Source organism: Promicromonospora panici (genome assembly GCF_900608595.1).
Lineage (GTDB): Bacteria > Actinomycetota > Actinomycetes > Actinomycetales > Cellulomonadaceae > Promicromonospora > Promicromonospora panici.
Genome location: NZ_UWYY01000021.1, coordinates 78,291 through 90,030 on the forward strand (window position 1 = coordinate 78,291; position 11,740 = coordinate 90,030).

Sequence of the window (11,740 nt, forward strand, 5' to 3'; positions counted from 1 at the left end):
ATCTCTCTGGTGGGGGTTCCTTGGTCCGGAGGCCAAAATTTCGCCCGCCGTGGCCTCAGTACATCGAGCCTCTTCTCATAAGTCAAGCAACTGCTTTAAATTGACTCCGGACCAGCCCGCCTCCGCCACCGCCCGGGAAGCTCTATAAGCTATAGCCCACGTTCACCAACGAGAGACATCGAGACGAGGTAGTGGTGCAGGCCAAGCCGACGCGGGCGGACAAGGTCGCCCAGACCCGCGAGCGGATCCTCGACGCGGCCGAGCGGCTCTTCGCCGAGCACGGGTTGTTCGCGGTCTCCAACCGGCAGATCAGCGAGGCGGCGGGGCAGGCCAACAACTCCGCCGTCGGCTACCACTTCGGCACCAAGTCGGCGCTGATCAAGGCCGTCGTGAGCCGTCACGTCATCCCGATGGAGCGGATCCGCGAGCGCCAGCTCGCCGAGCTCGGCGACGACGCCGGGGTGCGTGACTGGGTCGCGTGCACCGTCCGGCCCCTGACCGATCACCTCGCGTCGCTGTCCGGCATCACCTGGTGGGCGCGGCTCGTCGCCCAGATCTCGACCGACCCGAGCCTGTACCTCCCCGAGCTCGACGAGTCGACGGCGTCCGAGTCGCGCCGGCGGTGCGAGGAAGGGCTGCGTCGTAGCGTGCCGGACCTGCCGGCCGAGGTGGCGGACGAGCGCGAGCGGATGCTCCGGAACCTCGTCGTCTACGTGTGCGCCGAGCGCGAGCGGGCCCTCGCTGAGGGCGTCCCGACCACGCGTGCCACGTGGGAGGAGACCGCCGTCGGCCTGATCGACGCGATCACCGGGATGTGGCTCGCGCCCGTCACGCGGGTGGGCTGACCGGCGTCTATCGGTGGGGAGGCGCCGGCCGGAATGCGTTCGCCCGGGTGCCGGTTGGTGCTCTACGTGGACATCACTTCTGGAAGCCTCGCATGAGCGTCATCGACGCGGACCGCCCCGCCCCGGACGACTCGGCCCCCACCGGCCCCGCGCACTCCGACCCTGTGTCGGACGACGCTGTGCTGGATGACCCGATCTGGTCGTCGCTCTCGGGGGCACACGCCCACCTGGCCGAGGGCGGCGACCTCGTCCGCCGGTACCCGCGCGACGTCTCGCCGTTCGCCGCCGTCCGGACCTGGGACGATCCCCGCGTCTGGGACGCGATAGTCGATCTCGTCGGGCACGGCGCCGAGTTCCCGGCCCCGCCCGAGTCCGTGGTGCTGCCGCCTGGCTGGGAGCGCAGCGAGCCGTTCGAGGGGGTCCAGCTCGTCGAGAACGAGCGGCTACGCCCCGTGCCCGACGACGAGGCGGTGCTCCTGGGCGCCGACGACGTCCCGGAGATGCTCGACCTGGTGGCGCGCGCGCAGCCGGGCCCGTTCGAGCCCCGGACCTACGAGCTGGGCCGGTACGTCGGGATCCGGCGCGACGGGCGCCTCGCGGCGATGGCCGGCGAGCGTCTGCGGCCCGCCGGCTGGACCGAGATCAGCGCCGTCGCCACGGACGACCGGTACCGCGGCCAGGGGCTGGCCACGCGTCTCGTGCTCGACGTCGCCCACGACATCCACCGGCGCGGTGCGCGCGCCATGATGCACGCCGCGGCGAACAACACGAACGCGATCCGGCTCTACGAGAAGCTCGGCTTCACGCTGCGCCGGCGGATGGTCTTCAGCAGCGTCCGCACGCCCGTCAGCTCCTGACGGGGGCCTCCTTCTTGCGGGACGGGAGCAGGTGCAGCACGGCCACCACGGCGGCACCGACGATCAGGCCGACGATCGCGGAGCACACTGTGTTGAAGAGCCAGCCGAGCGTGCCGCCCAGCGCGCCGGTGCCGTCGTGGATCGCCACCTCGAGGTGGTGCACCCACTCGTACGGCGCCGGCACCCAGCCGGTGCCGTCGGCCCCGAGGTTGACGAGCAGGATGTGCCCGCCCACCCACAGCATGGCGATGGTGCCGACCACCGAGATGACGGCAAGCACCTTCGGCATCGCCTTGACGAGGCCCCGGCCGAGCGTCTGGGAGAAACCGGAGTTGAACTGGGCCATCCGTAGCCCGACGTCGTCCATCTTCACGATCGCCGCGACGATGCCGTAGACGATGATGGTGATCACGAAGGCCACCACCACCAGGATGGCGAGCCGGGACCAGAAGGCCTCGTCGGCCACCTCGTCAAGTGCGATCACCATGATCTCGGCCGACAGGATCAGGTCGGTGCGGATGGCGCCCGCGATCATCTTCTTCTCGGCCTCGGGGCTGACCTCCGTGGCCGGAACCTCCGGGTCATGATGGCCGGAGACCTTGTGCCAGATCTTCTCCGCGCCCTCGTACGCCAGGTAGGTGCCGCCGATCATGAGGACGATCGGCAGCAGCCACGGCAGGAACTGGCTCAGCAGCAGCGCCGCCGGGAGGATGAAGACCAGCTTGTTCCGGATCGAGCCGACGGCGATCTTCCACACGATCGGCAGCTCGCGCTTCGCCGCGACGCTGCGCAGGTACTGCGGCGTGACGGCGGTGTCGTCCACCACGACACCTGCCGCCTTCGCGGTCGCCCGGCCGGTGGCCGCACCGACGTCGTCGATCGACGCCGCGGCCAGCTTCGCCAGCGCGGCGATGTCGTCCAGGAGTCCCATCAGGCCACCCACGGCGCCCCCATCTGCGATCGATATGTCGTCATGCCGTGCAGCCTATGCAACTCTCGCCGCCGACCGGGCATCGCGCGCTCTACTTGCCCGGCCGGAGGTCGAGCCGGCGGAGGAGCTGGGCGTTGAGCGCCACGACCACCGTCGAGAGTGACATCAGCACGGCCCCCACCGACATCGGCATCACGAAGCCGATCGGCGCCAGGACGCCTGCCGCGAGCGGCACCGAGATCAGGTTGTACCCGGCCGCCCACCACAGGTTCTGCTTCATCTTGCGGTAGCTGGCCCGCGACAGCTCGATCACCGACAGGACCGAGCGCGGGTCGTCGCTGGCGAGGATGACCCCCGCGGACGCGATGGCCACATCGGTGCCGGCGCCGATCGCGACGCCGACGTCGGCCTGCGCCAGCGCCGGGGCGTCGTTGACGCCGTCGCCCACCATCGCGACCTTGCGGCCCTCGTGCTGGAGCTGCTGCACCTTGGCGGACTTGTCTGAAGGCCGCACGCCGGCGAAGTACCTGTCGACGCCGAGCTCGTCGGCGACCGACCGGGCCACCGCTTCAGCGTCGCCGGTGATCATGACCACCTGGACACCCAGGTCGTGCAGCTTCCGGACGGCATCCGCGGACTCGGCCCGCACCTCGTCCGCGAGCTTGATCCCGCCGATGACGACGCCGTCGCGCAGCACGTGCAGGATGATCGCCCCGTCGCCGCGCCAGGCCTCCGCCACCGGCAGCTCGTCCTGGCCGCTCTCCTCGAGCAGGCGAGGCCCGCCGACCCGGATCTCGTGGCCGTCGACCGTGGCCGTGACGCCCACGGCGGGCGACGACGAGAAGCCGGAGGCGCGCGGAACCGTGAGCCCGCGCTCCTGCGCAGCACGCACTATCGCCTTGGCCAGGGGGTGCTCGCTGTCCGACTCGGCGGCCGCCGCGAGCGCCACCAGGGTGTCGACGTCGACCGTCTCGCCGTCGTTGCCCGCGGGCCGCGCGTCGGCGACGGTCGGCTCGCCCTTGGTGAGGGTGCCGGTCTTGTCGAACAGCACGGTATTGACGGTGCGCATGCTCTCGAGCGCGAGGCGGTCCTTGATGAGCACGCCGCCGCGGGCGGCTCGCTCGGTGGCGATCGAGACGACGAGCGGGATCGCCAGGCCCAGGGCGTGGGGGCACGCGATCACGAGCACCGTGACGGTGCGAACGACTGCGGCGTCGGGCATACCGACCACCGACCAGACGATCGCGGTGATCGCCGCCGCACCCAGCGCGAACCAGAAGAGCCAGCCGGCCGCCGTGTCCGCGAGGCGCTGTGCGCGCGAGGACGAGTTCTGCGCCTCGGTGACGAGCCGCTGAATGCCGGCCAGGGCGGTGTCGTCACCGGTGGCCGTGACCTCGATCCGCAGACCGGAGTCGGTGGCGACGGTCCCTGCGGTCACGGGCTCGCCCTGGCCCCGAGGCACCGTGCGCGACTCCCCCGTCACCATGGACTCGTCCATCTCGGCGCGCCCGTCCACGACGCGGCCGTCGGCGGGGATGCTCCCGCCCGGCCGCACCACGACGACGTCGCCGACGACGAGGTCCGCCGGCGCGACCTTGACGATCCGGTCGCCGTCGACACGCTCTGCCTCGTCGGGCAGCAGCGCGGCGAGCGAGTCCAGTGCCGACGTCGTCTGCGCGAGCGAACGCATCTCGATCCAGTGGCCGAGCAGCATGATCACGATCAGGAGGGCGAGCTCCCACCAGAAGTCGAGCTGGTGGTCGAGCAGGCCGAGGCTCGCGCCGAGCGAGGCAACGAACGCGACGGTGATCGCGAGCCCGATCAGGAGCATCATCCCGGGCTGGCGGGAGCGGAGCTCGCTGATCGCGCCGGTCAGGAAGGGCCGCCCGCCCCACACGTACATGACCGTGCCGAGCACCGGCGAGATCGCGTTCACCCAGCCGCCGGCGGGCAGCATGTAGCCGAGGATCATCGCGAACATGCTGGAGAACCCGACCACCGGCACGGCCAGGACGAGCATGATCCAGAACAGACGCCGGAACTGGCCTACGTGGTCACCATGACCGGCATGGCCGCCGTGGCCCTCGTGACCGCCGTGACCTTCGTGGCTGGCGTGGTCGGCGTGGCTGGTGTGGTCGGCGTGAGTACTGCGGTCCGCGTGGTTGTCGTGCGCGTCGTGCTCCGTGTGCGCGTTGTGATCGGTGTGCTCGGGTGGCACCACCGGGTCGTCGGCGACAGGCTGGCCGGAGGAGTGGTCGTGTGCTTCGTTCATCGGATTGGCTCCTGAGTTGAGCAGTGACACCCGTCGGGCGGCAGTAGATCCATTTATACCCCTAGGGGGTATCCTCGTCAAGCGGTAAGGTCGACGCCTGACAACCGCACGAGAGGGAGAACCGATGCCCGTCCAAGTAGCCGTGTGCGGCCCAGGCGCCTGCACCGAGCAGGACGAAGAACATGCCTACGAGGTAGGGTGCCTGCTCGCGCAGGCCGGAGCGACGGTGCTCAATGGCGGTGGCACCGGGGTGATGGCCGCCGTCTCGGCGGGAGCACGCTCGGCCGGCGGGCTCGTCGTCGGCGTCCGGCCCGGACCAACGGCGGACGGCGCCAATCCCGATCTCAGCGTCGTCCTGGCGACGAACATGGGCGAGGCCCGCAACGCGATTCTGGTCTGGTCGGCGGACGCCGTGATCGTCATCGGCGGCTCGTGGGGCGCCCTGTCTGAGCTCGCCCTGGCGAAGCGGCGCGGGGTGCCGGTGATCAGCCTCGGCGGCTGGCAGGTCCTGGACGTCGCCGGCAACCCGCTGCCCGACGCTCCCCCGACCGCGGCCACGCCCGAGGCCGCCGTCGCCTTCGCCCTGTCCACGACCGAGCGCTACTGAGAGTCCGGGCTACACCCGCTCGCGGTCGAACCGCTCACGGTTCGCCCGCACGTCATGCCCGTGGCTCTGCGTCCAGTCCACCAGCCCGCTGACGAGGGCCACGAGCTTCTGGCCGAGCGGGGTCAGCTCGTACTCGACCCGGGGTGGCACCTCCGCGTACGCGGTGCGTGTGACCATGCCGTCCCTGAGCAGGCACCGGAGGGTCTTGCTCAGCATCCGGTGCGAGACGCCGTCCACCAGCGCCTGGATCGTGGAGAAGCGCTGCGGCCCTCCGTTCAGCGCGGCGATCACCGACAGCGTCCACCGGTCGGACACCAGGGCGAGCATCTCCTTGACCAGCTCGTGCGTCTCGCCGTCGCACAGCGATTCCGGAGCCCCGGGCATCCTCGCCGCCACTCGCTGGAACTGCTCGTCGCGCGACGTCGTGGCCATTCCTGATGCTTCCTCTCGGGTAACCAACTCACTGCGAAGTGCGTAATTGAAAGCTGGATTATCTGCAGTTCCGCACTGTTGTGACACCTGGACCAACCAGCCTGTCACCGCGTTCGTTCCCGTCAGGGAGCGCGGCGGCACCGGTCCACGAACCGCAGCACTGCGGAACACGCACTACAGACAAGGACCAGCAATGCTCAAGATCGGAATCATCCTCGGCAGCACCCGTCCCGGCCGGAACGGCGAGGCCGTCGCCAAGTGGGTGTACGAGATCGCCTCGCAGCGCACCGACGCGGAGTTCGAGCTCGTCGACCTCGCCGACTATCCCCTGCCCCACCTCGACGAGCCCATGTCGCCGACCATGGGCCAGTACCTCCACGATCACACCAAGGAGTGGTCCGCGAAGGTCGCCGAGTTCGACGGCTACGTCTTCGTGACCCCGGAGTACAACCACTCGACGTCGGGCGTGCTGAAGAACGCCCTCGACTACGTCTACAACGAGTGGAACAACAAGGCCGCGGGCATCGTGTCCTACGGCGGCGTCGGCGGGGCCCGCGCGGCGGAACACCTGCGCCTCATCCTCTCCGAGCTGCAGGTCGCGACCGTGCGCCAGCAGGTGGCCCTGTCGATGTTCACCGAGTTCGAGAACTTCACGGTGTTCAAGCCCGGCGAGCACATCACCCCGGCCCTGGACACCCTGCTGGACCAGACGGTCGCGTGGGCAGGTGCCTTCGAGCCGCTGCACGCCTGACCAGGCGATCTCGCCCCGGTCAGGACCGAACGAGCCGCGCTATCGCGTCGGAGGCTTCCTTGACCTTCGCGTCCGCCTCGGCGCCGCCGGTCCGGGCGGCGTCGACGACGCAGTGCTTGAGGTGGTCGTCCAGGAGGCCCAGCGCGACGCTCTCCAGCGCCTTGGTCAGGGCGGACACCTGCGTGAGGATGTCGATGCAGTACTGCTCCTCGTCGACCATCCGGTGGATCCCGCGCGCCTGCCCCTCGATGCGCTTGAGCCGGGCGAGATAGCCGGCCTTGTCGGTGATGTAGCCGTGGGCGGCGTGCTGGCCACCCTCCCCGGGCACCTCGAGGTCGGCAGGGGATCCTGTGTCGGTCATGGTCACCATGGTGTCATCTCCACTGGGCAGAACGCGCTGGTTGAGCTGGGTCACTCGGGAGGGAACGGATACACCAGCGGCGAGGTAACCGTGAGGCAACATTGCTCCCTCACCGTTACCTCGCCGCGTGGGCATCTGCTCCCTCGCGAGGTCAGACCGCCGCCGCGTACGTGGCGGGGTCGGCGTCAAAGGGGTCCTCGCAAGCCGCGCAGCAGAACCAGTACCGCTGGCCCTCGTAGTCGCGGAACAGTCCCTTGGCCTCGGCTTCGGCCTTGACGACGGTGCTGCCACGCATCACCGGACAGTCGGCGATCTCGTCGGCCGACGGGCCGACCAGGTTGAGGCCGAGGGCGGCCGGCACAGCCGAGTGCGAGTGGCCGCCACCGGCGTGCTCGCCGTGCGAGTGGCCCTCGGGCGAGTGACCGGCGTGCTCGTGGTCGCCGTGGGAGTGGTCGTGTCCCATGGTGGGTCCTTTCGTCGGTGGTGGGGTGGTGGTGCGGTCAGGCGTGCTGCAGCGTCCGCGCCTCCGGCAGGGACGGTGCGGGCGCCTGTGTGTCCGCCGTCCGGCTCGCGAAGGAGCGCAGGCGGAGGCTGTTGCCGACGACGAAGACGCTGGAGAACGCCATCGCCGCGCCGGCGAGCATGGGGTTGAGCAGACCGAGCGCCGCCAGCGGGATCGCGGCGACGTTGTACCCGAAGGCCCAGAACAGGTTCGTCTTGATGGTGCCGAGCGTGCGCCGCGAGAGGCGGATGGCGTCGGCCGCCGAGCCGAGGTCGCCGCGGACGAGGGTGATGTCCGCGGCTTCGATGGCGACGTCCGTTCCGGTGCCCATCGCGAGGCCCAGGTCAGCCTGCGCGAGGGCGGGCGCGTCGTTCACGCCGTCGCCGACCATCGCGACGACCTTGCCCTCGGCCTGCAGCCGGGCGATCACGTCGGCCTTGTCCTGTGGCATCACCTCGGCGATGACGTCCGTGATGCCCACCGCGGCGGCCACCTGCTCGGCCACCGCCCGGTTGTCCCCCGTGAGCAGCACGGGAGTGAGGCCGAGCGCGGAGAGCTGCGCGACGGCGTCGGCGCTGGTCGGCCTGATCCGGTCGGCGACCACGAGGAGCCCGCGGGCCTGACCGTCCCAGCCGACCGCCACGACGGTCTTACCCTCACCCTCAGCCTGAGCCTTGGCCTCGGCCAGGTGCGCGGGCAGGTACTCCGACCAGTCGGCGAGCAGGCTCTCCCGGCCGACGACGACGGCGTGCCCGTCGACGACCCCCTGCACGCCCAGACCCTGGACGCTCTCGAACGACTCCGGGGTGGGCAGGACGCCGACCTGCTGGGTGGCACCCTTCGCGATCGCCTGCGCGACGGGGTGCTCGGAGGCGTCCTCCAGGGCCCCGGCGAGCCGGAGCAGTTCCTCGCGGGTGGTGCTGTCGTCCACCACGACGTCCAGCAGCGTCATCTTGCCCGTGGTGACGGTGCCGGTCTTGTCCAGCACGACCGTGTCGACCTTGCGGGTGGACTCCAGGATCTCCGGGCCCTTGATCAGGATGCCGAGCTGGGCACCCCGCCCGGTGCCGACCAGGAGGGCCGTGGGGGTCGCGAGCCCGAGCGCGCAGGGGCAGGCGATGATCAGGACGGCGACGGCGGCGGTCAGCGCGGCAGTCGCGGGGAACCCGCCGCCGAGCCAGACGCCGAGGGTCGCGACGGCGATGGCGATGACCACCGGCACGAAGATCCCCGACACTCGGTCGGCGAGGCGCTGCACCTCGGCCTTGCCGGACTGGGCGTCCTCGACGAGCTGCGCGATCCGCGCCAGCTGCGTGCCCGCGCCGACCTGCGTGGCGCGGACGACGAGCCGGCCGCCCGAGTTCACGGTCGCCCCGGCCACGGTGTCGCCGATGCCGACCTCGACCGGCACCGACTCCCCCGTGAGCATCGAGGCGTCGACCGCCGAGGAGCCCGTGACGATGACGCCGTCCGTGGCGATCTTCTCCCCCGGCCGGACGACGAACTCGTCGCCCACGGAGAGGTCCTCGACCGGGATCCGGGTCTCCGCGCCGCCGCGCAGCACAGCGACGTCCTTGGCGCCCAGCTCCAGCAGCGCCCGCAGCGCCGCACCGGCCCGGCGCTTGGACCGCTTCTCGAAGTACCGCCCGGCGAGCACGAACATCGTGACGCCCGACGCGACCTCGAGATAGATGTTGCCGGCGCCGTCGGACGGCGCGACGGTCAGCTCGAAGCCGTGCGTCATCCCCGGCACGCCCGCCGTCCCGAGGAACAGCGCGTACAGGGACCAGAGGAACGCGGCGGACACACCGAGCGAGATCAGGGTGTCCATGGTCGCCGCGCCGTGTCGTAGGTTCGTCCACGCGGCCTTGTGGAACGGCCACGCCGCCCACAGGATCACCGGCGCGGCGAGCGCGAGCGACGCCCACTGCCAGTACGTGAACTGCCACGACGGGACCATCGCCAGCGCGATGACCGGGACGGTGAGCACTATCGACGTGACGAGCCGGTCCCGCAGCGACCGCAGCTCCGCGTCACGGGCGTCGTCCCGGGCGTCGCCGTCGTCCTTCGGGGTGTCCTTCGGCGCGGGCAGGACCGCCGTGTAGCCGGTCTTCTCCACCTCTTCGACCAGCGCGTTCAGGTCGTACCCTGCCGGGGCCGTGACCTTCGCCTTCTCCGTGGCGTAGTTGACCGTGGCGGTCACACCGTCCAGGCGGTTGAGCTTCTTCTCGATCCGCATGGCGCACGAGGCGCAGGTCATGCCCCCGATCTCGAGGTCGACGGTGGTTCCCGGCTCGTCCGTCCGGGATGTCGTGTCGGACATCGTGTCCTCCTTGTCAGTGACCTGTGCTCGTCAGTGGCCGTGGCCGGACTCGCCGGCTCCGTGCTCGTCGGCGGCCGGTGCATCAGTCGTGGGCTCCTCGGCCGGCGCGACCTCGCCGGACGCCGTGTCCAGCACGAAGTGCGCGGTGCGCACCTTCCCGCCGACCTTGAAGTCGAGGTAGAGCAGGTACCGGCCGGGCGTGGGCGCCTGCGTCATGAACGTGACGTCCGGACCGGACACCGAACCAGGCGCAGGCTCGTCACCCTCGGGGTGCACGTGCAGGTAGGCCAGGTCGCCGTCGCGCAGCGCGACGAGGTGCCCGTACGCGCCGAGGTACGGCTGCAGGTCGGTGACCGGTTCGCCGTCCTTCGTGATCGTCGCGGTCAGCATGGAGTCGCCGCTCGCACCCAGGTCTCCCGCGAGCGTTACGGTGTAGCCGTCAGTCGTGTCGGACGCCGAGACGGCCGTCGCGGGCTCGGGCGCGAAGCGCCCCGCGACGTCGACCGTCCGGCTGAGCGTCAGGTTCTCGCCGGTCGCCGCGGGGACGAAGTCGGTGAACACCCGGTAGCTGCCCGCCGCGTCCCAGGTCCACGGGATGGACCAGACGCCGTCCGCCGACATCTTCGGGTGGACGTGCCGGAACTGGGCGCCGTCGGTGCGCACCACTATCAGGTGCAGCTCCTTGTCGTGCTCGGTCTCGAACTCGGTCACGGCCTCGCCGTCCGCCGAGGTGATCGAGAACGAGAGCGTCCCTTCCTCGCCGGTCTCGTCAGGGACGCTGACCGGGCTCAGGAGCAGCCCGTCCCGCTCGAGGGAGAGCCCGCGGACCGGCGTCGTGCCGCTCGTGCCGGACTCCTCACCCATGTCCATGCCCACCATGTCCATGTCCTCTGCCTCCTCGTTCTGCGCCGTCGTCGACCAGGCGGCGACGGCGCTCTGCGGAACCACCGCACCCGCGACGACGAAGGAGGCGACGAACAGTGCCGCGAGACCCCCGCCGTACAGGCCCAGCCGCTGGGGGGCGTTCATGAGACGCGCTCCGCCTCGTACCCCGCCTCGTCCACCGCGGCCAGGACCGCGGCCTCGTCCAGCGGGGCGGCGCTCCGGACGACGAGCTTGCCGGTCGCCGCGCTCACGTCGATCTGCTCGACGCCGGGCAGCCTGCCGACCTCGCCGCGGACCGCTACCTCGCAGTGCCCGCAGCTCATCCCGGTCACCTGGTACTGGCTCTGGTACTCGTTCGTCGCCATGATCTTTGACCTTCCGCTCGTTCAGGTGCTACCCCTGGGGGGTACGTCTGTGTCGCCAACCATATACCCCCCATGGGTATTCTGGTCAAGGCGAGACTCCGCGGGACCGGCATGGACGACCGCTACGGTTCCGTCATGCTCATCGTCGAATTCACCCTCGTCGCCATATTCGTCGTCCTCCTGCTGCTGCTCATCACGGCGGCCGGGAACCTGAGCTCCACCGGGCGGACCGTCGAGCGGGTCGAACGCAAGCTGGACCGCGTGATCGCGCACCTGGGCATCGAGGGCCCGGCCGCCGAGGGGATCCCGCCGGACGTCCTGGCCGAGATCGACCGGTGCATCTGGTCCGACCGGCGGGCCGAAGCGATCAAGCACTACCGCGATGCGACCGGGCACGACGCGGTCACGGCCAAGGAGTGGATCAACCAGCGCGCGGCGTCCTACTGAACGACCTCGCACCGACAAGTGGGTGAATTCTCCGCAGAACGGCGCGACGGCGCGGCTTTCGGCGACAATTCACCTGACCCCTCGCTACGCTCCTCTCGTTATGCCTGTGCGGTGATCCGGGCGACGTTCCTGGCCGGAATGGTCCTCGTTGGAAGCGATCTA

The 11,740-nt window shown here is 70.4% G+C and carries 13 protein-coding genes; 5 read left to right on the forward strand and 8 right to left on the reverse strand.

Annotated elements, in window-relative coordinates; all coding sequences use genetic code 11:
- Positions 1 to 194 precede the first annotated feature (194 nt).
- Together EW117_RS22935 and EW117_RS22940 are read left to right on the forward strand one after the other, a co-directional pair.
- Positions 195 to 845, forward strand: a complete 651-nt coding sequence (locus EW117_RS22935) for a TetR family transcriptional regulator (protein WP_129789014.1) — start codon at positions 195 to 197, stop codon at positions 843 to 845.
- Between the two features lie 92 nt (positions 846 to 937).
- Positions 938 to 1,702 carry a GNAT family N-acetyltransferase gene (locus tag EW117_RS22940; protein ID WP_129789015.1) on the forward strand — a complete coding sequence of 255 codons (765 nt, stop codon included), beginning with the start codon at positions 938 to 940 and terminating at the stop codon, positions 1,700 to 1,702.
- On the opposite strand, the gene EW117_RS22945 is transcribed toward EW117_RS22940, so the two are convergent.
- Positions 1,692 to 2,633, reverse strand: coding sequence for a DUF808 domain-containing protein (locus EW117_RS22945; RefSeq protein ID WP_129789016.1), 942 nt, complete (start codon positions 2,631 to 2,633; stop codon positions 1,692 to 1,694). The genes EW117_RS22940 and EW117_RS22945 overlap by 11 nt on opposite strands.
- A 91-nt stretch (positions 2,634 to 2,724) precedes the next feature.
- Positions 2,725 to 4,905 carry a heavy metal translocating P-type ATPase gene (locus EW117_RS22950; RefSeq protein ID WP_129789017.1) on the reverse strand — a complete coding sequence of 727 codons (2,181 nt, stop codon included), beginning with the start codon at positions 4,903 to 4,905 and terminating at the stop codon, positions 2,725 to 2,727.
- 124 nt (positions 4,906 to 5,029) lie between these two features.
- Between EW117_RS22950 and EW117_RS22955 the strand changes: the two genes are divergently transcribed.
- Positions 5,030 to 5,512 carry a TIGR00725 family protein gene (locus tag EW117_RS22955; RefSeq protein WP_129789018.1) on the forward strand — a complete coding sequence of 161 codons (483 nt, stop codon included), beginning with the start codon at positions 5,030 to 5,032 and terminating at the stop codon, positions 5,510 to 5,512.
- A gap of 9 nt (positions 5,513 to 5,521) precedes the next feature.
- Here EW117_RS22955 and EW117_RS22960 read toward each other — a convergent pair whose 3' ends face one another.
- Positions 5,522 to 5,944: a winged helix-turn-helix transcriptional regulator gene (locus EW117_RS22960; protein WP_129789019.1), complete on the reverse strand. Its 423-nt coding sequence runs from the start codon at positions 5,942 to 5,944 to the stop codon at positions 5,522 to 5,524.
- A 193-nt stretch (positions 5,945 to 6,137) separates the two neighbouring features.
- Here EW117_RS22960 and EW117_RS22965 point away from each other — a divergent pair, with 193 nt between their 5' ends.
- Complete coding sequence (locus EW117_RS22965) at positions 6,138 to 6,695, forward strand: NADPH-dependent FMN reductase (protein WP_129789020.1); 558 nt, start codon at positions 6,138 to 6,140, stop codon at positions 6,693 to 6,695.
- 19 nt (positions 6,696 to 6,714) lie between these two features.
- Here EW117_RS22965 and EW117_RS22970 read toward each other — a convergent pair whose 3' ends face one another.
- From EW117_RS22970 to EW117_RS22990, 5 genes are all read right to left on the reverse strand, one after another.
- Entirely contained in the window at positions 6,715 to 7,056 is a 342-nt protein-coding gene (locus EW117_RS22970) for a metal-sensitive transcriptional regulator (RefSeq protein ID WP_129789021.1), read from the reverse strand.
- Positions 7,057 to 7,207: 151 nt separating this feature from the next.
- Entirely contained in the window at positions 7,208 to 7,519 is a 312-nt protein-coding gene (locus EW117_RS30690) for a YHS domain-containing protein (protein ID WP_129789022.1), read from the reverse strand.
- 37 nt (positions 7,520 to 7,556) lie between these two features.
- Positions 7,557 to 9,881 (reverse strand): heavy metal translocating P-type ATPase, encoded by a 2,325-nt coding sequence (locus EW117_RS22980; RefSeq protein WP_129789023.1) that lies wholly within the window; start codon positions 9,879 to 9,881, stop codon positions 7,557 to 7,559.
- 30 nt (positions 9,882 to 9,911) lie between these two features.
- Positions 9,912 to 10,910 (reverse strand): heavy-metal-associated domain-containing protein, encoded by a 999-nt coding sequence (locus EW117_RS22985; RefSeq protein WP_129789024.1) that lies wholly within the window; start codon positions 10,908 to 10,910, stop codon positions 9,912 to 9,914.
- Complete coding sequence (locus tag EW117_RS22990) at positions 10,907 to 11,131, reverse strand: heavy-metal-associated domain-containing protein (RefSeq protein ID WP_129789025.1); 225 nt, start codon at positions 11,129 to 11,131, stop codon at positions 10,907 to 10,909. The genes EW117_RS22985 and EW117_RS22990 overlap by 4 nt, the downstream gene beginning before the upstream one ends.
- Before the next feature lie 135 nt (positions 11,132 to 11,266).
- Here EW117_RS22990 and EW117_RS22995 point away from each other — a divergent pair, with 135 nt between their 5' ends.
- Positions 11,267 to 11,578 carry a hypothetical protein gene (locus EW117_RS22995; RefSeq protein ID WP_129789026.1) on the forward strand — a complete coding sequence of 104 codons (312 nt, stop codon included), beginning with the start codon at positions 11,267 to 11,269 and terminating at the stop codon, positions 11,576 to 11,578.
- Positions 11,579 to 11,740 lie beyond the last annotated feature (162 nt).